The organism is Cellulomonas sp. P4_A2 (genome assembly GCF_056402515.1).
This window is the reverse complement of sequence record NZ_JBFUHG010000020.1, coordinates 38,290-59,974: the sequence shown is the minus strand read 5'-3', so window position 1 is coordinate 59,974 and position 21,685 is coordinate 38,290. Positions and strand designations below refer to the sequence as shown.

Below are 21,685 nucleotides of genomic sequence, written 5' to 3'. Positions count from 1 at the left end.
GCGGCGCGGCGCACCTGCGCCTCGGCGGTGGCGACGTCGACGGCGTGCCGCGGGACCGGCGCCGCCCGGCCCTGGGCGTCGTGCAGCCGGACCGACCGCCGGGACAACTCGATCCTCGACCGGCACCACGCCGGGACGTCCGCCGCGCTCGCGGCGAGGAGCACCACGCGCTGCCCGGGTGGCGCACCGGAGCGCCACCGGGCGAGGGCGGCCGGGTCGAGCGGATCGTCGACGACGACGAGCGCCGACTCCTCGTCGGACCCTGGGAGGTCGTCGCGGGGCCGGGCCCAGACCAGCCACGACCAGTCCAGCAGGCGACGGCTCCGCACGGCGAGCGGTCCGCGCAGGTGGGTGCCCAGCGCCGCGAGCACGATGGCGCGGGCCACGGGCAGGGACAGGGACCGCGGGCCGACGACCGCGACCGTGCCGCCGTCGTCCCACGGCACCACGCCCTCGGCCGGCTCGTCGTCCGGACGCGCACGCACCGTGGCCGCGACCAGGGCCGCGGGGTCTGCCGGCCGAGCCGGAAGAGAGCGAGCACGTCGGCGACGGAACGGCAGAGCGCCGAGCGGGCCGATCAGCCCGACGAGGGCGAGCAGCGGCTGGTGCAGCGCGACCGCGAGCGCGACGGACCCGATCACCGGCGTCAGCCACGTCGCGACCGACGGCCTTGCGCGCGCCTCCGGGGACGGAGCCGGCTCCGGGAGCACCCGAGGGCGCAGCTCGTAGGTCCACGCACCGATCGTCCGGGGCGCACCCGGGTGCCAGCGACGAGCACGGGACCGGACGCGGTCGCCGCGTCGTCGGACCGTCAGGCCGGGGGCGACCACCACGCGCGTCCGGTCGGGCAGCCCGACCAGGACCCCGCAGCGCGGCCCGGCGACGACCGCGACGTGCCAGTCCGCGCGGAGCGCCTCCTCCGCCGAGGGGCGCGGGACCGGTCCGAGGCTCAGCGCGCACCCGTGCACCAGGGGTGGCTGACCGGCCACGTGCGACTCGTCGAGAACCTGGTCCGCCACGGCGACGCGGTGCGTCGAGCCGGCCCACGCCGGGTGACCGCTCAGCCGGGCGAGCGCCGGCCGCAGGGCCGCGAGCGGCGTCCCCGGCGAGACCTCGACATCGGTGCTGACGGTCCCCGCACCGCGTTCGGGGTCGGGGTGGAGCAGGGTGACGCGCACCCGGCGACGATCCCCTGCGGGCGTCGGTCGCGGGGTCTGACCTGCGGCCCTGTGGACGACGTTCGCCGTCCACAGGGCCGTGGTCGGGTCAGTCGACCGCGAGCGCCGCGACGGGCGACGTGCGGGCCGCCGTCCGGCCGGGCAGCACCGAGGCGAGCAGCCCGGCCGCCAGGGCGACGACCAGGACGAGGCCCAGGTCCCGCCACGGGACGGTGAGCAGGACGTCCCCGAGGCTGCCGAAGACGACCACCGACCCGGCCCAGCCGTAGAGCAGGCCGAGGCCCACCCCGAGCAGCGCTCCGACGCCCGCGATGAGCATCCCCTCGACGGCGAGCATCCAGCGCAGCTGGCGTCGCGACAGGCCGATCGCCCGCAGGGTCGCCGACTCGCGGCGCCGCTCGAGCACCGACAGCGACAGGGTGTTGGCGACGCCGATGAGCGCGATGACCACGGCGACAGCGAGCAGCCCGATCACGATGCCCAGCACGGAGTCGACGACGCGGTCGTTGCTGACGCGCTGGGCGGCCGCGCTGGTGATGTCGAGCCCGCCGTCCGGCAGCGCCTCGCGGACCTCCTGCAGGACCGTGCCCGGGTCGGCGCCGGGCTCCAGCGTCACCCAGAACGTCGAGACCGGTGCGTGCGGCGCGATCCGGTCGAGCGTGGCGTTGGTGACGATCCCGCGCGTGCCGCCGAGGCCCGTGGCGACCGCGGTGAGATCGACCGGCGGGCCGTCGGGGTTGGGGTTCCAGTCGGCGTCGTAGGTGCGCTCGACGACGGTGGTGCTGCCCGCGATCTCGTCGTCCGAGACCCAGCTGGGCAGGAGCACGGTGTCGTCGGACAGATCGTCGACCAGGGCGGCGTCACGCATGATCGTCGACGCCGAGTCGTCCTCGACCGCCGCGACGGTGAGCGTCGAGCCGTTGGGGAACGCGACGTCGGCCGTCCGGACCGAGGCGACGCGGGCGATCCCGTCGACGCCGGCCAGCGCCGCTCGCACGGGCGCCTCGTCCATCCGCACCGACCCGTCGCCGAGCCGCCCGTCGACGACGAGGTCGACCGGGTAGCGCTGGTCGAGCTCGCGGTTCATCGACGTGCGAGCGCTCGCGGCGCCCGTGCTCATCATCACGACGAGCGTGACGCCGATGAGCAGCGCGGTGCTCGTCGCGGCCGTGCGGCGCGGGTTGCGCACGGTGTTCGCCGCGGCGATCCGGGCACTGGTCCCGGTGGACGCCAGCCCGCGCCCCAGCAGGGCGACGATCCTCGGCACCCAGAAGACGGCGCCGAGCAGGACGCCGACGAACGACAGGGCACCGGCGAGCACGCCGACCCCGAGCAGGAGGTTCGCGCTGCCCGAGCCGCTGCGGGACGCCGCCGCGGTCAGCAGGAGCACCCCGGCGCCGCCGACGACGAGCTGCAGGGAGACGGCCAGGCGGACGCGGCCCGCCCTGGCCGACACGGCGGGTGCGTCGGCGGGGCGCAGCGCGGCGATCGGAGCGACCCGCGTGGCTTCGCGGGCCGGCACGAGCGAGGCGAGAAGGGTGACCAGCGTGCCGACGAGCAGCGGCACGAGGACGACCGCGAGCGTGATCGGGATGGTCGACGGGAGGGGGACGCCGAGGTCGGCGCGGTTGAGCACGGTGAGCGCGACCTGCGCCAGGACGGCTCCCGCGACCAGCCCGGCGAGCGCCGACCCCAGGCCGAGGATCCCCGCCTCGAGCAGGACGGACTGCCGCAGCTGGCGCTTGCTGGCGCCGACGCAGCGCAGCATGGCGAGCGTGCGGGTCCGCTGGGCGACGAGCACCTGGAACGTGTTGGCGATGACGAGCGCCGCGACGAGCATGGCGACCGCCGCGAACCCGAGCACGACCGTGACCAGGAGGTTCCCGCCGCCGGAGAGCTCGGCGACCGCCTCCGCGGCGGCCTGGTCCTTGGTGAGCGCGCGGGCGTCGCCCACGAGGGGGGTCAGGGCGGCCTGCAGGTCGGCGGCGCTGACCCCGTCGGCGGCCGCGACCAGGGTGATCGGGCTCTGCGACGTATCGACGAACCTCGCGGCCTCGTCGGCGGTGACCAGGCCGGCGCCGCCGGACTGGGACCAGGCGCGGGTGGGGTCGGCCGTGATGCCGACGAGCTCGAAGGAACGTCCGTGGTCCCCGCCGGACCCGAGGGACGCGACCTCGACGGTGTCGCCGACCTCGGCCCGAAGCGCGGACGCAGTGTCCGACGGCAGAGCGAGCTGGCCGACCTCGGTCGGAGCCGACCCCTCGGCGATGGTCAGCGAGCCCAGGCGCGGGTCGGACGGCGCGGTGATGACGTTCTGGGCACGGACCCGGCCGTTGGCGCGGACCTCCAGGGTGACGGGGTCGAGGACCGTCATGGCTGCGACGTGCGGATCGCGGGCGGCCTCGTTGCGTTCCGTCGCCGTCAGCTGGCCGCGCACCACGACGTCGGCGTGGCCGTAGGTCGCCGTGAGGGCGTCGTAGCCGGTGCGCGTGATGACCCCGCCGGCGATGAGGGTCGCGGCGAGGAACGCGGAGCCGATCGCGACGGCGACCGCCGCGGCGGAGAGTCGGCCCAGGCTGCGGCGCATCTGGGCGAGGGTGAGGCGCAGCATCAGCGCGCCACCGGCTGGTCGAGCGTGCGCAGGGCCTCGAGGCCCATGAGCACGGACTCCGGCGTCGGGTTCTCGATGTCCCCGGCGATGCGTCCGTCCGCGAGCAGGACCACCCGGTCCGCGTAGGCCGCGGCCGTCGGGTCGTGCGTGACCATGATGATCGTGCGACCCAGCTCGCGCACGGACCGGCGCAGGAAGCTCAGCACCTCGGCACCCGAGCGCGAGTCGAGGTTGCCCGTCGGCTCGTCGGCGAACACGACCTCCGGCTTCGCGATCAGCGCCCGCGCGATCGCGACGCGCTGCTGCTGCCCGCCCGACAGCTCGCTGGGCCGGTGGGTCAGCCGCTGACCGAGGCCGAGCGTCTCGACGAGGGTGTCGAACCACTCCCGGTCCACCGCGGCGCCCGCCAGCTCGAGCGGCAGCAGGATGTTCTGCTCGGCCGTGAACATGGGCAGGAGGTTGAAGGACTGGAAGACGAAGCCGACCCGGTCGCGACGCAGGCGGGTCAGCTCGTCGTCGCCCAGCGCGGTGATCTCCGTGTCGCCCAGCAGAGCCATCCCCGACGTGGCCTGGTCGAGGCCGGCGAGGACGTGCATGAGCGTCGACTTGCCCGACCCGGACGGGCCCATGATCGCGGTGAAGGCACCGGCCGCGAAGTCGACGTCGACGCCGTCCAGGGCGTGCACGGCCGCCGCACCGCGGCCGTAGACCTTGGTGAGGGCACGGGCGCTCGCGGCGGGTACCGGGTCGATCGGGCGGAAGACGGTGGTGTCCACGGGGTGCGGCTCCTTCGGTCGGTGACGTGCTCGACGCTACGGAGCAGGCCGCGTCCACCACATCAGGCCACGGTGTCGTCGCGCGTCATCCCGTGGTCGCACGCCGGGCCTGCGCGATCACGATCCGGGTCGTACCAGCCCGGTCTCGTAGGCGACGACGACGGCCTGCACCCGGTCGCGAGCGTGCAGCTTGGCCAGGATCCGACCGACGTGCGTCTTGACCGTGGCCTCGGCGACGAACAGGTCCTGGCCGATCTCCGTGTTGGACCGGCCGCGGGCCATCAGGACGAGCACCTCGCGCTCGCGGTCGGTGAGGTCCGCCACCGCCAGACGCGCCGGATCCGTCGGGGTGCCCGGCTCCTCGGGCGGCAGCGCGACGACGAGGTGCTCCAGGAGCCGGCGCGTGCTCGACGGGGCGATCACGGCGTCCCCACGGTGCACGGTGCGGATGGCCGCGAGCATCTCCTCGGGCGGCGCGTCCTTGAGCAGGAACCCGCTCGCGCCCGCACGGATCGCGGACAGGACGTACTCGTCGAGGTCGAACGTCGTGAGCACGATGACCTTGGGCGCCGGTCCGGCCTCGGTACCGCGCGCGACGATCTCCGCGGTCGCCGCCAGGCCGTCCATCGTCGGCATCCGGACGTCCATGAGCACGACGTCGACCACACCGGGGTGCGCCACGGGGTCCAGCGAGCGCACCGCCTGCGAACCGTCGCCCGCCTCGACGACCACCTCGAGGTCGGGCTGGCTGTCGATCACCATGCGGAAGCCGGCCCGCACGAGCTGCTGGTCGTCGACGAGGCCGACTCGGATGGTCATGAGAGGTCCTGTCCTGGGGGTGTCGGGAGCTGCGCGCGGACCCGGAAGCCGCCGCCTGGACGCGGACCGGCGCTGACCGTCCCCGCGAACATCGTCGCGCGCTCGCGCATCCCGAGCAGCCCCTGGCCGAGCCCGTCGGAGTCGGCCGCCGCGCCGCGGCCGTCGTCGCTCACCTCGAGCACGATCGCGTCGGGCAGCCACTGCACGAGCACCGAGACCAGCGGGTCGGGACCGGCGTGCTTGAGCACGTTGGTCAGGGCCTCCTGGGCGATCCTGTAGACCGTCAGGCCGGCGCCCGGGGGGAGGTTGCGCGGCGTGCCCATGCGGACGAGCGAGACCCGCATGCCGCTGGCCCGCATCTGGTCGACCAGCGCGCCGACGTCCGCCTCGGCGGGCTGCGGCTCGAACTCGAGCGCGGGTGAGTCCGACCCGCGCAGGACCCCGAGCAGCCGCCGCATGTCGGTGAGCGCGGCGCGGCCCGTCTCGCCGATCGTGCCGAGCGCCCGGGTCGCGGCGCCGGGATCGGCATCGGCTGCGTACCGACCACCGTCCGCCTGCGCGATCATGACGGTCAGCGAGTGCGCCACGATGTCGTGCATCTCGCGGGCGATGCGGGCGCGTTCGGCGGCCGTCGCGATCTTGGTCTGCTGGTCGCGCTCGATCTCGAGACGGCGCGCCCGGTCCTCGAGCGCCTCGATCCGTTCCCGCCGCGACCTGCGCACGAGGCCGAACGCCCAGACGGCGAGCGCCGCGACGCCGGTGAACATGGCCGTCGCGGTCGCGGCCGGGGTGTCGTACCAGCCGTACAGGGCGACGCCGAGCACCACGGAGCCGACGAGCGACCCCGCGATCGCCACCCGATGTGCCCAGCGAGGACCGTGCACGGTCACCGAGTACAGCGCCACGAGCACCATCGCGTCGGCGGGGAACACGATCGGCGCGCCGACGAGGACCTGCAGCAGGGCGACGGCGTAGATCGTCGCGGCCGAGGCCGTGGGGCGCACCCGCCGCCACGCGATCGGCACGACGAGCGCGACGGAGAAGACGGGCGCGAGCACGGGGTCGGCGATCGCCGCGGCGGCGCCGAACGCGATCGAGGCCGGGAAGACGACGAGGAGGATGAGCGCCGCGAGGGTGGCGTCGACGACGAACCGGTGCGCCTCCTCCCAGCGCAGCAGGCGCTCCCAACTCGTCACCCCCCGAGGGTAGGTGCGTCGCCGCTGCTCGTCGTGCCCCCGCGGACGGACCCCGCGTCCCCCCACAGATGCAGGCAGGGATCACACGTGCCCACTGGCGGACAACACCGTCCCGTGACCTAGCATGGGCGAATGACCCAGGTGTTGCTGGCAGAGGACGATCCCGCGATTGCCGAGCCTTTGGCCCGGGCCCTCGGGCGTGAAGGTTATGACGTGCGCGTGCAAGGAACGGGTCAAGGCGCGATCGACGGCGCCTCGGCGGCGGACCTCATCGTGCTGGACCTCGGCCTGCCCGACATGGACGGGCTGGACGTCGCCCGCGCGATCCGCAACCTCGGCCTGACCACGCCGCTCCTGGTCCTCACGGCACGGGCCGACGAGGTCGACCTGGTGGTCGGGCTCGACGCCGGTGCCGACGACTACGTGACCAAGCCGTTCCGCCTCGCCGAGCTGCTGGCGCGCGTCCGCGCGCTGCTGCGCCGCAGCGTGGGGGACCCGGGCGACGAGGACGAGGTGCACGCCCAGAACGTCCGCGTCGACGTCGCCGCGCACCGCGCGTTCCAGGGCGAGCGCGAGCTGCACCTGACCGCCAAGGAGTTCGACCTCCTGCGCGTCCTGGTCGGCGCGGCCGGCACGGTCGTCGCCCGCGAGACGCTCATGCGCGAGGTCTGGGGCTCCGACCCGACCGGCTCGACCAAGACGCTCGACATGCACGTGTCGTGGCTGCGTCGCAAGCTCGGCGACGACGCGAACGCGCCGCGGTACGTCACGACGGTCCGCGGCATGGGATTCCGCTTCGAGACCGGCGGCGCGAGCAGCAGCACCGGCGGCTGACCCGTGCGTCGTCGCGTCCTGCAGGCGACGATCGCGGCGGTCACCGTCGCGGTCGTCCTGCTCGGCTTCCCCCTGGCGTTCCTGGGTGCCCAGCTCGTCCGCGAGAACGAGATGCAGGCCCTCAAGGCCCGAGCCGACACCGTCGCCCGCTCGGTCGACTTCCGCATCCAGCAGGACATCCCGCTGACCGACCGCATGCTGGAGAACGCGACCGGCGGCCCGGGAGAGGTCCCTGCCTCCGTGCGCGTCAAGGCGCCCGACGGGGAGCTCTACCAGTCGGGGGACCACGTCGAGGGCCGCAGCCTGTCGGTGCAGGTCACGTCCCAGGCCGGTGCCGTCGTGGACCTGTACGTGTCGTGGTGGGACGTGTTCTGGCTCAGCGCCCGGGTCATCGCGCTCGTCGTCGCGGCCGCTGTCGTGGCCTTCGCGGCCGGGATCGCGATGGCGATCTGGCAGGCCAACCGCCTGACCGCGCCGCTCGTGTACCTCGCCGCGTCCGCCGAGCAGCTCGGCGCCGGGCAGGTCCGGCCGCGGCTCGAGCCGTCGGGCGTCGAGGAGATCGACCTCGTCGCCGCCGAGCTGGCCCGCAGCGCCGACCGGATGGCCGCGCGCCTCGCCGCCGAGCGGCAGTTCGCGTCGGACGCGTCGCACCAGCTGCGCACCCCGCTGACCGCGCTCACCATGCGGCTCGAGGAGATCATGCTCGCGACGGACGACCCGGACGTCAGCGAGGAGGCGCGGATCTCGCTCGAGCAGGTGGAGCGCCTGGTCCGCGTGGTCGACGATCTGCTGGCGAGCTCGCGGCGCGCGCAGGGCGGCACGACCGAGGCACTCATGCTCCTCGACGTCGTGCGCCAGCAGGAGGAGGAGTGGCAGCCGACGTTCGACGTGGCCGGCCGGCACATCGTCGTCGAGGTGGACCCCGCGACGCAGGTGCTCGCGACGCCGGGCGCGCTCGCGCAGGTGCTCGCGACGCTCATCGAGAACTCCCTCAAGCACGGCGCCGGCACGACGACCGTCCGCGCCCGCACGGGTGGGCCGTCCGGTGCGGTGGTGGTCGAGGTGGCCGACGAGGGCGCCGGCGTGCCCGACGACCTGGCACCTCGCATCTTCGAGCGGGAGGTGACGTCGGGCCGGGGGACCGGGCTCGGCCTGGCGCTGGCCCGCGACCTGGCGTCCGCCGACGGTGGGCGGCTCGAGCTCGCCCAGCGCAGACCCGCCGTGTTCGCCCTGTTCCTGTCCGGCGTGCCGACGTCGCTGCGCCCGGACGTGGTCGTGCCCATGGGCGCCGTGGTGACCCGGCCGGACCACCGCCGACGCTAGGCCGCAGGGTGGCCGGTGAACACCCAGCGCTTGTAGCCGACGTACCGCAGCACGGTCCCGATCCCGATGCCGATGACGGTCGCGACGTTGTCCGCCAACGCGTTGGTCAACCCGAGGGTGTAGTGCGACAGCGCCAGGGTGAGCACGGGGATGCCCGCGCACACGATGTTGATGGTCGCGAAGACGAACAGCTCGCGGGCCTGCCGGTCGGTCCGCTGCCGGGAGAACGTCCAGTGCCGGTTCCCCATCCACGACACCAGCGTCGCGGCGACGAGCGAGATGATCTTGGCGGTCACGGGCTTGTGCTCGAGCAGGTGCCCGGGGCCGAACCGCAGCAGGTTGAACAGGCCGAGGTCGACGGCGAACGCCATCCCGCCCACCGACAGGAAGCGCAGGATCTCGTAGGTGTGGGCCCGGGTTGCGGAGACGGCGAGCGCGGGCTCGGGTGAGACCGACGGCCCGACGGCCGCGGTGGTCCCGCGGGGGATCGTCACCCCTTCGGAGAGCTCGTCGCTCGTGTTCACACCGACTCCCACCGATCGCGCTGTCCCCGCTCGCTCTCGACCGGTGAGAACGCGAGGATATCTCGCCGCGCGGTGTCGAGCGCTCAGCCGTCCCAAGCGGCGACGAGCGGGGTGTCGGCGTCGAGCTTGCCGATCCCTGCAGCGCCGCCCGGGTCGCCCAGCGGACCGGCCAGGCCGGGCAGCGGCAGCGTGAAGAAGGCGGAGTTGTCCGTGGTGAACTCCTCCAGCTCCGGCTTACCCTTGGCCTTGCGTGCCGGGAAGATCGCCGCCTCCGGGCACGCGAGCTCGCACGCGCCGCAGTCGATGCACTCGGTGGGGTTGATGTAGCTCTTGCGGCCACCCTCGTAGATGCAGTCGACCGGGCACACGTCGATGCACGACATGTCCTGGGCGTCGATGCACTCCTTGCCGATGACGTACACCATCGCTCAGGCCTCGCTTCCGGCAGGCACTGCCTCGGGTGCGGCGAGGTCCTCGTCCGTCGAGTGCCCCGGGAAGAGCGACAGGTCCGGGTCGATCAGCACCGCCGCGTTGTTCACCGCCGTGGCGGCCTCCCCGAAGCCCGTCACCATGAGCGCGACCTTGCCCGCATAGGTCGACGCGTCCCCCGCGGCGAAGACGCCGCGCACGTTGGTCTGCATGGCGGAGTCCACGACGAGCTTGCGGTCCTGCAGCTCCAGTCCCCACGCGCCGAACGGGGACGGTGCCGTGATCAGCCCCAGCGCACCGACCACGGTGTCCGCGGGGATCTCCCGTTCCGAGCCGGCGCTGTCGCGCACCACGACTGCGCGCACGAAGTCGTCGCCGTGGATGGCCTGGATCTCGCTCTCGGTGAGCAGTGTGACGCCCAACGCCGCGGCGCGCGCGATCTGCGAGGCGTGCGCGCGGAACAGTCGGCGCCGGTGCACCACGGTGACCGAACGGGCGATCGGCGAGAGCTGGATCGCCCAGTCGAGGGCCGTGTCGCCGCCGCCGACCACCACCACGTCCTCGTCGGCATGGGAGTCGGGGTCGGTGACCACGTAGGTGACGCCGCGCCCGTGCCAGCCGTGCCCCAGCGGCAGGATGCGCGGGCGGATGCCGCCGACGCCGGTGGCCAGGACGACCGCGCGGGTGTCGATCGCCGACCCGTCCTCGAGCGAGACCGACAGCCCTGCGTCGCGCTCGTCGCGGACGACGTCGACGACGTTCTGACCGAAGACCATGCGCGGCGCGTAGGCGGCAGCCTGCGCCGAGAGCCCCTTGATGAGGTCGGCGCCCGACACGCCCGCGAACCCGGCGACGTCGTGGATCGTCTTGGCCGGGTAGAGGGCCGCGACCTGGCCGCCGGCTTCGGGCTGGGCGTCGACGACGGTCACCGTCAGGCCGCGGAAGCCGGCGTAGTACGCCGCGAACAGGCCCGTCGGTCCGGCGCCGACGACCGTCAGGTCGCAGGCCGTCCGATGGGCGAAGACGTCGTGGTCCTTCACGCGCGTCGCCCGCTCGCCCTCGGGCTGGTCGGCTCCGACGGTGCGACCAGGTCCGCGTGGACGGCGGCCAGGCCGGCCTCACGGCGTGCGGGCAGGGTGTCGTTCACAGAACTCCTCGGGTCGCGTCGGCGGCGGCGATCAGCATATCTCCGGGGTCGTTCGCGCCCCGTGCACCCGTGTCCCGGCGGGACGCCTCCACCGAGGAGCCAGGCCTCGACTAGTGTCGTCGCCCGTGACGGCACCCGTGGTGGCAGTGGTGGGCGGTGGCCAGCTGGCCCGGATGATGGCGCCGGCGGCGGCGGCCCTGGGCCTGCACCTGCGCGTCCTGGTCGAGAGCCCGACCTCGTCGGCGGCTCAGGTGGTCGTGGACGCCCCGGTCGGGGACGCGTCCGACGAGGCGGCGATCGAGCGGCTGGTCGTCGGTGCCGACGCCCTGACCTTCGAGCACGAGCACGTCCCGAACGCGCTCCTCGACCGGCTCGAGGCCGGCGGCGTCTCGGTGCAGCCGCGCGCGACGGCCCTGGTGCACGCGCAGGACAAGATTGTGATGCGGGCGCGGCTGACCGAGCTGGGCATCCCGTGCCCGCGGTGGGCCGCCGTCACGTCGCCCGCGGACCTGGACGCGTTCCTCGGCGGTGGCGAGGCGGTCGTCAAGACGTCCCGCGGCGGCTACGACGGCAAGGGTGTCCGCGTCGTGCGGTCGGCCGGCGAGGTCGCCGACTGGTTCTCGGCGGCCGCCGCTGGGACGGGCGCCCCGCTGCTGGCGGAGGAGAAGGTCGCGTTCACGCGCGAGCTGGCCGTGCTCGTCGCGCGCCGGCCCAGCGGCGAGGTGCGCACGTGGCCCGTCGTCGAGTCGGTGCAGCGGGACGGGGTGTGCGCCGAGGTCGTCGCGCCGGCCCCCGACCTCGCCCCGGCGACCCGCGCGCAGGCGCTCGACGTGGCCACGCGGATCGCCGAGGGCCTCGGGGTCACGGGGGTGCTCGCGGTCGAGCTCTTCGAGGTGCGCGGTGCGGACGGCACCCCGACCGTCCTGGTCAACGAACTTGCGATGCGGCCGCACAACTCGGGGCACTGGACCATCGACGGCGCGGTCACCAGCCAGTTCGAGCAGCACCTGCGCGCGGTCCTCGACCTCCCGCTGGGCGACACGTCGCCGACCGCGACCTGGACGGTGATGGCCAACGTCCTCGGCAGCACGCTCGCCGATCCGACCGACGTTCTCGCGCAGCTCGACCCGACGGCCAAGGTGCACCTGTACGGCAAGGAGGTCCGGGCGGGCCGCAAGCTCGGGCACGTGAACGTCAGCGGGGACGACCTCGCCGACGTCCGCGCGCGAGCGGCCGCCGCGGCGGCCCTCCTGCGCGGCGAGCCGGCCTGAGCTGTCTGCCGGCCGCGAACACGGACCGATTGCGGCAACGCCCTGGGTCATGATGGGAACCGGCGACGTCGTCGCAGGTCGGACCAGCTTGAGCAGACGGAGAACGTGATGGCAGCGCAGGCCCTCGTCGGGATCGTCATGGGATCGGACTCGGACTGGCCGGTCATGCAGGCCGCCTCCGACGTCCTGGCCGACTTCGGTGTGCCGGTCGAGGTCGACGTGGTCTCCGCGCACCGGCAGCCCGAGAAGATGATCGAGTACGGCCGCACGGCAGCGGACCGCGGCCTCAAGGTCATCATCGCCGGCGCCGGCGGAGCGGCCCACCTGCCCGGGATGCTCGCGTCCGTCACCACGCTGCCCGTGGTCGGCGTCCCGGTCCCGCTGGCGCTCCTCGACGGCCTGGACTCGCTGCTGTCGATCGTGCAGATGCCGGCCGGCGTCCCGGTGGCCACCGTGTCGATCGGCGGCGCCAAGAACGCCGGCCTGCTCGCCGCCCGCATCCTGGCCGCGGGCGAGGGTGCCCAGGCGACGCGGATCCGGACCGCGCTGGCCGCGTTCCAGGTCGAGCTGCAGGGTCAGGCCGAGTCCAAGGGGGAGCGGCTCCGCTCGCACACGGCGAGCCGGCCGAGCATCGGCTTCAGCCTGTAGAAGGTGCTAAGCGCCGGGCATCCCGCCGACGGGACCGGGCGGCAACGTCCCGTCGCGCACCGCGACCCAGAACGCCGGCGTCAGGTCCGGGTCGAGCTGGACCGTCGAGCCGACTCCGCCCGGACGGTAGTCGAGGCTCTTGATGGGTGGGGTGCCGGTGATGCCGCCGGGACCGTTGGCCGCGCGGAACGCCAGCGCGAGCTTGCCCATGTCGACGATGCCCGTCCCGTCGCTCAACGTCAGCGCGGCCGTGCCGGCGTCGATGAGATCGACCTGCTTGCCCGGGTGCAGCACGAGGGAGGCGGGCGTGACCTTGCCCATCACGGCGCCGATGAGCTGGCGCTGGCGCTCGGCGCGACCGACGTCGCCGGTGGGGTCCGACTTGCGCATGCGTGCGAACGCGAGGGCCTGCGTGCCGTCCACGTCCTGGCAGCCGGGCGTCGGCCACACCATGCCCGAGTCCGGGTCGCTGACGACCGCGTTGTAGCAGAGGTTCACGCCGCCGACCGCGTCGACGATCTGCTCGACGCCCGCCATGCCGATCTCGGCGTAGTGGTCGACGGTCAGGCCCGTGAGCCCCTCGACGGTCTGGACGAGCAGCGGTGCGCCGCCCCACGAGAAGGCGGCGTTGAGCTTCGCGGCGTCGTGCCCCGGGATCTCGACGTACGTGTCGCGCGGCAGCGAGATGAGCGCGGCGGGCCCGCTGTCGGGGACCTGGAGCACGAGGATCGTGTCGGTCCGCGCACCCTCGGTTCCGTCCTCGCCCACCGCACCGTCCGCTCGGGAGTCCGAGCCAGTCAGCAGGTACGTGGTGCCCGGGGTGTTGGCGGCACCGCTCAACGCGGCGGTGTGCTGGACCTTGCCGTTCGCCCACATCGTCAGCCCGATGGGCCACGCGAGGAGGGCAGCCACGACGATCACCGCGACGAGTGCGACGAGCGGCCAACGACGTCGGCGCGGCGTGGCGGCCTCCGGCGTCGCGGGTCCGCGCGGACCGGCCGGCACGGGCCGGACGGGCGGGCGCTGCCCGGAGGGTCGCGACGACGTGCTGCGTGGAGGCGTCGCACCGGGGGGGACCGATGCCGGCGTCGAGGTGCGCGCCGCACCCGAGGCCGTCGCGGTGCGTGCCGAACCCGGCGGGAGGGGAGCGGGCGGAGGGGTGCGCGCCGAGCCGGGTGGGACGGCCGCAGGCATGGAGGTGCGAGACGCGGACGAGGTCGACGTCCGGACGGGGGAGGCGGGGCGGGTCGGGGGTCGGGTGCCGGGCACCTCGATCGCCGCGGCGTCGGGTCGCGACACCCCCTCGGCGGAGGACGGGGTGATGGACGCAGGCATCCCCGGCGACGCGGGCCGCGAGTCGGGACGGGCCGGGGACGCCGGACGGGCAGCAGGCGGTGCAGGCGGCCGCGACAACCGACCGACGACGATCGGCTGCGCCTCCGCGGGGTCGGCAGGACGCGCGCCGCTCGCCGGAGCGAAGCTCGGCGGCGGGGTCCGGACGGTTCGGTCGTCCGACGTCATGCGCAGACGGCGGTCGTGTCGGCGACCGAGAACTCCTCGCGGCCGGCCTTCTTGGTCTCGGCCGGCGCGGGCACCACGGGTGCGGCCGGGTCCGCGACCGCGGGAGGCGTCGTGGCGCCGGGGGTCGTCGGGGTGGCCGTCGGTGCGGGCGGCACATAACTGGCTGGCGGCACGTCGTTCGCCATGTCGGCCCAGACCTGCTTCGCGGCCGACGTCCACTCGACGCGGTTCTTGTCGGACTTGGCCGCTGCCCACGGGATCGTCATGAACGTGATGTTGCCACGGTCGATGTTCCGGAGGTTGTAGGCGAGGCCGGTCATGTCGGTGATCGACATCTCGGTGTCGGTGGTCAGCGAGCTCGTCGCGGCGCTGAGGAAGGACACGAGCTTCGACGGGTTGGTGAGGACGTCGCGCGAGAGCACCTCGCGGACCATCGCGGCGACGAGCTGCTGCTGGTTGCCGATGCGGTTGATGTCCGAACCGTCTCCGACGTTGTGGCGGGCGCGCGCGAACGCGAGCGCCGTGGGCCCGTCGAGAACCTGGTTGCCCGCCGCCAGGTAAAGCCCGGCGTCCTTGTCCCGCGTCTCGCTCTGGATGCACATCGGCACCCCGCCGATCGACTCGACCATCTTCTGGAAGCCCGCGAAGTCGACGACGATGAAGTGGTTGATGGTCACGCCGGTGTTCTGCTGGACCGTGTTGATGGTGCACGCCGCGGCAGAGGCCATGTCGCCACCGTTGTCCCAGCCCGTCGCGAACGCCGTGTTGAACATCGCGTGGGTCGCGCGGGTGGTCTTGCCGTTGGTCATCGTGCACGAGGGGATGTCCACGAGGGAGTCGCGGGGGATCGACACCACGGAGATCCGGGTGCGGTCCGCGGAGATGTGCATGACCATCGCGGTGTCCGAGCGCATGCCCTCGGCCTCGCCGCCGATGGTGCCGTTCTCACCGTCGCGCTGGTCCGAGCCGAGGACCAGGATGTTCACCGGGCTGCCCTTGTTGGGGTCGTCCGGGTCCGGCTCCTTGCTCGGCGACGGAACGGGGTTCACCAGCGCGGTGACGTCGACCTGGTCGATGTTGCCCTGCAGCTTGGCTGCGACGGCAGCTCCGCCCGCGACCGTGAACGTCAGCACGGCGACCGCCACGAGGGCGACGGAGCGCAGCACGCCGTGCGTCCGGACACGTCGAGCGTGTCGGGCGGCACGGGGGCGCGAAGGGGAGGCGTGGCGAACAGTCACCGGACGATCGTAGGAGGCGGATGTTTCGTCGACGGGGAGCACACGGTCTGGCGTGGTGGAGGATCTGTGCAGATCAGCGCCCCAAGCGGCTCACCGGCCCAGCTGGGCGTACTTCGCCTCCGTCGCGTCCTTCTGCGGCCGCCACCACGACTCGTGCTCCTGGTACCAGGCGATCGTCGCCTCAAGACCGGCCCGGAAGTTCGGGTACCGCGGCTCCCAGCCCAGCTCGTCGCGCAGCTTGGTGGAGTCGATCGCGTACCGCAGGTCGTGGCCCGGGCGGTCGCTCACCAGGTCGTAGGCGTCCTTCTCGAGACCCATGATCTCGAGGATGTCCTCGACGACGGTCTTGTTGTTCTCCTCGCCGTCCGCGCCGATGAGGTAGGTCTCGCCCAGCCGGCCGCGCTCGATGATCGCCCAGACCGCGCTGTTGTGGTCCTCGACGTGGATCCAGTCGCGCACGTTCTCGCCCGAGCCGTAGAGCTTCGGACGGACGCCGTCGATGACGTTCGTGATCTGGCGCGGGATGAACTTCTCGACGTGCTGGTACGGCCCGTAGTTGTTCGAGCAGTTCGAGATCGTCGCGCGCACCCCGAAGCTCCGGGCCCATGCGCGCACGAGCAGGTCCGAGGCCGCCTTCGTCGAGGAGTACGGGCTCGAGGGGTTGTACGGGGTGTCCGGCGTGAACTTGGCGGGGTCGTCGAGCTCCAGGTCGCCGTAGACCTCGTCGGTCGAGATGTGGTGGTAGCGCACGTCGTGCCGCCGCACCGCCTCGAGCAGCTGGTACGTGCCGATCACGTTGGTGCGCAGGAACGGCCACGGGTCGTGCAGCGAGTTGTCGTTGTGCGACTCCGCCGCGAAGTGCACGACCAGGTCGGCGTCCTTGACGAGGGTGTCGACGATGTCGGGGTCCGCGATGTCGCCCTTGGCGAACACGACCTTGCCCTCGACCGGGTCCAGGCTGCGCTCGTCGCCCGCGTAGGTGAGCGCGTCGAGGACGGTCACGTGGACGTCGGGGCGCTCGCGGACGGTCTGGTGGACGAAGTTGGAGCCGATGAAACCGGCTCCGCCGGTCACGAGCATGCGCATTCGGACGTTCCTCCTGTGTCATGGATCAGCCAGTGAGCCTAACGTGCCGCCTCCCTGCGCCGCTCAAGAGGTGTCCTCAGGGACGGTAGCCGCCGCTGGTCGTCGACGGGCTCACGAGCAGCCGTTCGACGACGCGTCGCGGAACGACGGCGCTGCGGCCGATGCGGCGGCGTTCGGCTAGCAGGTGCGGCAGCAGCCGGACGGCCGACGCCATCACGCGCAGGCGTGTGCGGACCACGGGCCAGGGCTGGCGTCGGCGCAGACCGACCGATGCGGTGGTGATGGCGAACGCGACCCACGAGCGCAACGCCAGGCCAGTAGTCGCGTCCTTGGTCATGATCGCGAGCCGGTTGCGGCCGTCGTGGAACCGGAAGAAGTCACTGCCCTCGTGGGAGGAGGCGGCGTGCACGTGCGAGACGACGGCGTCCGGGCAGTGCTGGACCCGGTACCCGGCCAGTCGTAGGCGCCAGGAGTAGTCCGAGTCCTCGTAATACATGAACAGCCGCTCGTCGAAGAGGCCGACCTCGTCCAGGACGGACGTGCGCAGGATCGCGGCCGCGCCGCTGAACCCGAAGACGTCGGCCGGCGGGTGGTGGTTCTTGGCGTCGCACAGCCAGCCGCGGTCGACGCCGAAGCCGTCGGTCCGGATCTCGTTCCCGGTCGAGTTCACCAGGCGCACCTCGCCGGCGGGTGCCGCGACCCAGGCACCGTCCGGACCGGTCACGACGGTCGAGGGGTCGTCGCCCGGTGCGGCCGGCCGGAAGTGCTCGGCGAGGAGCACGGTCGCGGCCAGGGCGGCGACCCGGTCGTCCGCCGCGCGCAGCGACTCGACGAGGATGCGGACGAAGCCGGGCTCGGGGGTCGCGTCGTTGTTCAGGAGGACGACCGCCGGCGTCCGCACCTGCCGGAACGCCAGGTTGTTGCCGCCCGTGAACCCGAGGTTGACCTCGGAGCGCAGTACACGGACCCACGGGTGCAGCTCGGCGACCCGGGCCGCGGTGCCGTCGGTGGAGCCGTTGTCGACGACGACGACCTCCATCGTGACGTCGCCGAGCTCCTGCGCGTGCAGGGCGTCGAGGCAGGTCAGGGTAAGCGCCAGCCCCTCCCAGGAGACCGTGACCACGGTGACGTCCGCCGTCACGACGACACCGGTATATAGGCGTCGAGCGAGCGGTCGGCGGTCCGCGCCCAGGTGAACCCTCGGGCGTGCCGTTGCCGGTCGGCCCGCACGCTGGGGTCGTCCGCTATGGCGAGGACAGCGCGGAGCCCCTCGGCGAGAGCGTCGACGTCGGTGGGCGCCGCGTAGACCGCGTGCTCCCCAGCAACCTCTCGCAGGACGGGGATATCGGCGGCCAGGACGGGCCGGCCCGCGGCGAGCGCCTCTAGGGCGGGCAGGCCAAACCCCTCGTCGAGCGACGGGAGCACGAGTGCAGCGGCGCCCGTGACCAGGCTGGCCAGCTCCTCGTCGGACAGCCAGCCGGTGAGGTGCACGCCCGGCCGGCCGGCCAGGCCAACCTCTCGACCCGCCGGTCCGGCCAGCACCAGGTCGGGGGTCTCGGGGTCGCGCGCTCGCAGGTCCCGGTGCGCGTCCAGGAGCCGACGCAGGTTCTTGCGGGGATCGAGCGAGCCGACGAACACGAGATACCGCCGCGGCAGGTCCCGCTCGACCAGCCACGACGTCGCGACGGATGTGGCGTCGAACCACGACTCGTCGACACCGAGCGGCGTGACGGTGACCCGCTCGTCGGACAAGCCGTAGCGCGCGCGGACGTCGGCCGCGACGACTGCGGTCGGTGTGAGCACGTGAGCCCCGCGGGCGATCGCGCGCGGAACCAGCTCGCGGTACAGCAGGCTCGCCTCGTCCACTGTCTCGGCGTGCACCTCGTAGGTGAGGTCGTGCACCGTGACGACCTCGCGCGCGTGCCGCGTCGGAGGTGACACGAAGTTGGTCCCGTGGAAGACGTCGGTGCGGCCGACCAGGAGCTCGATCGGCGGCCACGTGCCGTGCCGCCACAGCGCGCGCACGAGCCGGGCCGGCACGCGTCGGCCCACCTGCACGACGGAGCCGGGCAGGTCCTGGACCGCTCCGCCGCGGGCGGTCCACGTCGAGACCCGCACGTCGCCGTCGACGCCCCGGCGCTCGAGCGCGGCGGGCAGCTCGGCGACCAGATGCTCCACGTATCGACCGATGCCCGTGCGGAGCCCGACGAGAGGGGTCGCGTCCAGGGTGATCCGCACGCCGCACATCGTGCCACGGCTCGTTGTCGCAGCAGAGCCGCACGCCCGGACCACCGACTACCATCGTCGCGAGCCCCCGTTATGGTGGTCATCTTCGATCGGATGGAGCGCCTCGCAGTGAGTGTCTACGACCTCGAGTCGATCGATCCTGAGGCCGCGAACACCAGCCACGCGCTCGTCGTCGAGCTCGTCGGTGCTGGTCAGCGGGTTCTCGACATCGGCTGTTCCACGGGCTTCCTCGGTGAGGTCCTGATCGAGCGCGGTTGCACGGTCGACGGGGTCGAGGTCGATCCCGATGCCGCGGAGCTGGCGCGCAAGCGTGGCCTGCGCACGGTCACGGTGATGGACTTGGACCGCGAGGACGTGGCTGCAGCGCTCGATGGAGAGCTCTACGACCGGATCATCCTCGCCGACGTCCTCGAGCACCTGATGCGTCCGGCCGCAGTGCTCGCCTCGGCGGCCAAACTGCTGGCGCCTGGTGGCCAGATCGTCATCTCCGTCCCCAACGTCACGCACGGCTCGCTGCGGCTCGCGCTGCTGCAAGGGCGGTGGGACTACCGGGACACCGGGCTGCTTGACCGCACGCACATCCGGTTCTTCACGCGCGCCTCGATCCTGGCCCTGGCCGACGAGGCGGGCCTGCAGGTGACCCGACTGCGCTCGACGGTCGTCGACCCGCTGGCCTCCGAGGTCGAGCTTGACCGCGAGGCGCTGCCGGACGTGGTCGTCGACTGGGTGCGGTCACGGCCGGAGAGCTTCAACTACCAGTACGTGCTCGTCGTCGAGAAGGCCGGCGACGAGGGTGTCGCACCGACGCCCGAGCTGGAGCCGGCGGCCGTGCTGCCCGAGATGGCCGAGGCACAAGAGGGAGGGCGGGTGCTGCTGATGCTAGAGGCCGATCGGTTGCTCGAGGAGAACACGACGTTGCGTCGCAAGGTGCTCACGCTGCGTGACCACGCCGTGGGCGCGGAGGCCGAGCTCGGCACCGCGCGTCGGGAGCGCTCGATCGCGGAGCGCAAGCTCTCGCGGGCCGAGCACGACGTCGCCGAGCTGCGCGCGTCGGCCAGCTGGCGTGTCGGCCAGTTCGTGGTCGCACCGCTCAGCAGGGTTCGCCGCGCGATCCGGGGAAGCGCGTGACGGTTGTACTTGGCAGTGCAGGGGGTGGCAAGGCGGGGGAGATCATGACGAGCACGCACACAGACACAGCTACAGGCACGAGTACGGAAACAAGCACAGACTCAGACATCGTGGAGACGACAGGAGTTCGGTCAGCGGGACGAGCGCCGGTCATCTCCGTCCTCACACCCGTCTACAACCCACCGATTGCCGCCCTTCGCGCCGCGGTCGAGTCCGTCCGGACGCAGGGCTACGGTGCGTGGCAGCTCGTCCTCGTGGACGACTGCTCACCGTCGCCGCAGGTCAAGGCGCTGCTTCGCGAGCTCGCAGCGGCCGACGATCGGATCACGGTGCACACCCGGGAGACGAACGGCGGGATCGTGGCGGCGTCGAACGACGCGCTCCGGCTGGCCACGGGCGAGTTCGTCGCCCTGCTCGACCACGACGACATGCTGGCCAAGGGGGCGCTGGCCGCGCTCGCGGAAACCGTCGAGGAAGAGCCGGAGCTCGACTACCTCTACACCGACGAGGACAAGGTCAGCGACGAGGGCGACTTCTACGACGCGTTCGTCAAGCCTGAGTGGTCGCCCGAGCGCCTGCTCGGCCAGATGTACACGGGTCACCTGTCCCTCCTGCGCACGTCCCTCGTGCGAGAGGTCGGTGGGTTCGCGGTCGGTACGGACGGGTCGCAGGACCACGACCTCGTGCTGCGGGTCACCGAGAAGGCTCGCGCGATCGTGCACCTGCCCGGCGTCTACTACCACTGGCGCGCGATCGCCGGCTCGACCGCGCACGACAGCGAGGCCAAGCCCTACGCGTGGGATGCCGGGGTGGCCGCGGTCCAGCGCAGCCTCGACCGGCGGGGGATCCGCGGGCAGGCGCATCACGGCCCGCAGCCGGGCACCTACCGGATCAAGCGCGAGCTCGACCCGTCGGTGAAGGTCAGCATCGTCATCCCGACCCGGGGCGGCAGCGCGTTCGTCTGGGGCGAGACCCGGTGCCTCGTCGTCGAGCTGGTGCGGTCCCTGGTGTCGCTCAGCGTGCACGACAACCTTGAGTTCGTCATCGTCTACGACGAGCCGACACCCAAGTCCGTGCTCGCCGAGCTGCGGGAGATCGCCGGCGACCGGGCGACGTTCGTCCTGTTCGCCGAGCCGTTCAACTTCAGCGCCAAGTGCAACGTCGGCTACTTGGCCAGCTCCGGCGACGTTGTCGTGTTCATGAACGACGACATGCAGCTCGTCACTCCGAACTTCGCGGCCGAGCTCGCTGCCCCGCTGTTCGAGAAGGGCGTCGGCGCGACCGGTGCGCGGCTGCTCTTCTCCGACGGCAGCCTCCAGCACGGCGGCCACGTCTACGCGAGCGGGGACCTGACGCACGCGGGCTTCAAGGGCGCGGGCGACGACGACGGCCCGTTCCGGGCGTACCTGGTCAACCGCGAGTGCTCGGGGCTCACCGCGGCGTGCATCGCGGTCACGCGCGAGACGTTCGAGGACATCGGCGGGTTCAGCGAGGGGCTGCCCGGCAACTTCAACGACGTCGACTTCTCCCGCAAGATCGGCTCGCGGGACCTGCGGCTGCTCTGGATGGTCGGAGTCACGCTGTACCACTTCGAGTCGCTGACGCGGGACTCGACCGTGCACCAGTGGGAGTACGACACGATCATGCGCCGCTGGGGCACGCCCGAGGTCGACCCGTACTTCCCGGTCGGTTACCGCGCGGAGTTCTGA

19 protein-coding genes are annotated in these 21,685 nt (G+C 72.8%); 6 read left to right on the top strand and 13 right to left on the bottom strand.

Features of this window, described 5'->3' with window-relative positions; genetic code table 11:
* From AC1DUE_RS16915 to AC1DUE_RS16895, 5 genes are all read right to left on the bottom strand, one after another.
* Window positions 1-1,178, bottom strand: a 1,178-nt coding sequence (locus AC1DUE_RS16915) for a hypothetical protein (RefSeq protein WP_477040581.1), incomplete at its 3' end; no start/stop codon positions are given.
* Between the two features lie 88 nt (window positions 1,179-1,266).
* On the bottom strand, window positions 1,267-3,789 hold the full coding sequence (locus AC1DUE_RS16910; RefSeq protein WP_477040580.1) for an ABC transporter permease: 2,523 nt from the start codon (window positions 3,787-3,789) through the stop codon (window positions 1,267-1,269).
* On the bottom strand, window positions 3,789-4,565 hold the full coding sequence (locus AC1DUE_RS16905) for an ABC transporter ATP-binding protein (protein WP_477040579.1): 777 nt from the start codon (window positions 4,563-4,565) through the stop codon (window positions 3,789-3,791). The genes AC1DUE_RS16910 and AC1DUE_RS16905 overlap by 1 nt, the downstream gene beginning before the upstream one ends.
* A gap of 117 nt (window positions 4,566-4,682) precedes the next feature.
* Window positions 4,683-5,384, bottom strand: coding sequence for a response regulator (locus AC1DUE_RS16900; RefSeq protein ID WP_477040578.1), 702 nt, complete (start codon window positions 5,382-5,384; stop codon window positions 4,683-4,685).
* Window positions 5,381-6,580: a sensor histidine kinase gene (locus AC1DUE_RS16895; protein WP_477040577.1), complete on the bottom strand. Its 1,200-nt coding sequence runs from the start codon at window positions 6,578-6,580 to the stop codon at window positions 5,381-5,383. Before AC1DUE_RS16895 ends, AC1DUE_RS16900 begins: the two co-directional genes overlap by 4 nt.
* A gap of 132 nt (window positions 6,581-6,712) precedes the next feature.
* Here AC1DUE_RS16895 and AC1DUE_RS16890 point away from each other — a divergent pair, with 132 nt between their 5' ends.
* Both AC1DUE_RS16890 and AC1DUE_RS16885 read left to right on the top strand, forming a co-directional pair.
* On the top strand, window positions 6,713-7,414 hold the full coding sequence (locus AC1DUE_RS16890; RefSeq protein WP_477040576.1) for a response regulator transcription factor: 702 nt from the start codon (window positions 6,713-6,715) through the stop codon (window positions 7,412-7,414).
* A 3-nt stretch (window positions 7,415-7,417) separates the two neighbouring features.
* Window positions 7,418-8,737 (top strand): ATP-binding protein, encoded by a 1,320-nt coding sequence (locus AC1DUE_RS16885; RefSeq protein ID WP_477040575.1) that lies wholly within the window; start codon window positions 7,418-7,420, stop codon window positions 8,735-8,737.
* Here AC1DUE_RS16885 and AC1DUE_RS16880 read toward each other — a convergent pair.
* From AC1DUE_RS16880 to AC1DUE_RS16870, 3 genes are all read right to left on the bottom strand, one after another.
* Window positions 8,734-9,261, bottom strand: coding sequence for a GtrA family protein (locus AC1DUE_RS16880; protein WP_477040574.1), 528 nt, complete (start codon window positions 9,259-9,261; stop codon window positions 8,734-8,736). The genes AC1DUE_RS16885 and AC1DUE_RS16880 overlap by 4 nt on opposite strands.
* An 83-nt stretch (window positions 9,262-9,344) precedes the next feature.
* Window positions 9,345-9,686: a 4Fe-4S dicluster domain-containing protein gene (locus tag AC1DUE_RS16875; RefSeq protein ID WP_477040573.1), complete on the bottom strand. Its 342-nt coding sequence runs from the start codon at window positions 9,684-9,686 to the stop codon at window positions 9,345-9,347.
* A 3-nt stretch (window positions 9,687-9,689) separates the two neighbouring features.
* The gene (locus AC1DUE_RS16870) at window positions 9,690-10,730 is read right to left on the bottom strand and encodes an NAD(P)/FAD-dependent oxidoreductase (RefSeq protein ID WP_477040572.1); all 1,041 of its coding nucleotides are present in this window, start codon (window positions 10,728-10,730) and stop codon (window positions 9,690-9,692) included.
* Between the two features lie 232 nt (window positions 10,731-10,962).
* On the opposite strand from AC1DUE_RS16870, the gene AC1DUE_RS16865 reads away from it, so the two are divergent.
* The gene (locus AC1DUE_RS16865) at window positions 10,963-12,108 is read left to right on the top strand and encodes a 5-(carboxyamino)imidazole ribonucleotide synthase (RefSeq protein WP_477040571.1); all 1,146 of its coding nucleotides are present in this window, start codon (window positions 10,963-10,965) and stop codon (window positions 12,106-12,108) included.
* A 108-nt stretch (window positions 12,109-12,216) separates the two neighbouring features.
* On the top strand, window positions 12,217-12,756 hold the full coding sequence (gene purE, locus AC1DUE_RS16860; protein WP_477040570.1) for a 5-(carboxyamino)imidazole ribonucleotide mutase: 540 nt from the start codon (window positions 12,217-12,219) through the stop codon (window positions 12,754-12,756).
* A gap of 6 nt (window positions 12,757-12,762) precedes the next feature.
* Here the strand turns inward: purE and AC1DUE_RS16855 are convergent, their stop codons facing one another.
* The 5 genes from AC1DUE_RS16855 to AC1DUE_RS16835 all read right to left on the bottom strand — a co-directional run bounded on the left by AC1DUE_RS16855 (window position 12,763) and on the right by AC1DUE_RS16835 (window position 18,839).
* Window positions 12,763-13,668 (bottom strand): LCP family protein, encoded by a 906-nt coding sequence (locus AC1DUE_RS16855; RefSeq protein ID WP_477040569.1) that lies wholly within the window; start codon window positions 13,666-13,668, stop codon window positions 12,763-12,765.
* A gap of 605 nt (window positions 13,669-14,273) precedes the next feature.
* Window positions 14,274-15,443: an LCP family protein gene (locus AC1DUE_RS16850; RefSeq protein WP_477040568.1), complete on the bottom strand. Its 1,170-nt coding sequence runs from the start codon at window positions 15,441-15,443 to the stop codon at window positions 14,274-14,276.
* A gap of 162 nt (window positions 15,444-15,605) precedes the next feature.
* Window positions 15,606-16,601 carry a dTDP-glucose 4,6-dehydratase gene (gene rfbB / locus AC1DUE_RS16845; RefSeq protein ID WP_477040567.1) on the bottom strand — a complete coding sequence of 332 codons (996 nt, stop codon included), beginning with the start codon at window positions 16,599-16,601 and terminating at the stop codon, window positions 15,606-15,608.
* A 76-nt stretch (window positions 16,602-16,677) separates the two neighbouring features.
* Window positions 16,678-17,742: a glycosyltransferase family 2 protein gene (locus AC1DUE_RS16840; protein WP_477040566.1), complete on the bottom strand. Its 1,065-nt coding sequence runs from the start codon at window positions 17,740-17,742 to the stop codon at window positions 16,678-16,680.
* Entirely contained in the window at window positions 17,739-18,839 is a 1,101-nt protein-coding gene (locus tag AC1DUE_RS16835) for a glycosyltransferase family 4 protein (RefSeq protein WP_477040565.1), read from the bottom strand. The genes AC1DUE_RS16840 and AC1DUE_RS16835 overlap by 4 nt, the downstream gene beginning before the upstream one ends.
* 102 nt (window positions 18,840-18,941) lie before the next feature.
* Between AC1DUE_RS16835 and AC1DUE_RS16830 the strand changes: the two genes are divergently transcribed.
* Window positions 18,942-19,976 carry a class I SAM-dependent methyltransferase gene (locus AC1DUE_RS16830; RefSeq protein ID WP_477040564.1) on the top strand — a complete coding sequence of 345 codons (1,035 nt, stop codon included), beginning with the start codon at window positions 18,942-18,944 and terminating at the stop codon, window positions 19,974-19,976.
* Between the two features lie 110 nt (window positions 19,977-20,086).
* A complete protein-coding gene (locus AC1DUE_RS16825; RefSeq protein WP_477040563.1) occupies window positions 20,087-21,685 on the top strand; it encodes a glycosyltransferase family 2 protein in 1,599 nt (532 codons plus the stop codon).

Coding starts and splice junctions, on each gene's coding strand:
- AC1DUE_RS16910 (WP_477040580.1), bottom strand. CDS start 3,789: ATGCTGCGCCTCACCCTCGCCCAGATGCGCCGCAGCCTGGGCCGACTC.
- AC1DUE_RS16900 (WP_477040578.1), bottom strand. CDS start 5,384: ATGACCATCCGAGTCGGCCTCGTCGACGACCAGCAGCTCGTGCGGGCC.
- AC1DUE_RS16890 (WP_477040576.1), top strand. CDS start 6,713: ATGACCCAGGTGTTGCTGGCAGAGGACGATCCCGCGATTGCCGAGCCT.
- AC1DUE_RS16875 (WP_477040573.1), bottom strand. CDS start 9,686: ATGGTGTACGTCATCGGCAAGGAGTGCATCGACGCCCAGGACATGTCG.
- purE (WP_477040570.1), top strand. CDS start 12,217: ATGGCAGCGCAGGCCCTCGTCGGGATCGTCATGGGATCGGACTCGGAC.
- rfbB (WP_477040567.1), bottom strand. CDS start 16,601: ATGCGCATGCTCGTGACCGGCGGAGCCGGTTTCATCGGCTCCAACTTC.
- AC1DUE_RS16830 (WP_477040564.1), top strand. CDS start 18,942: ATGGAGCGCCTCGCAGTGAGTGTCTACGACCTCGAGTCGATCGATCCT.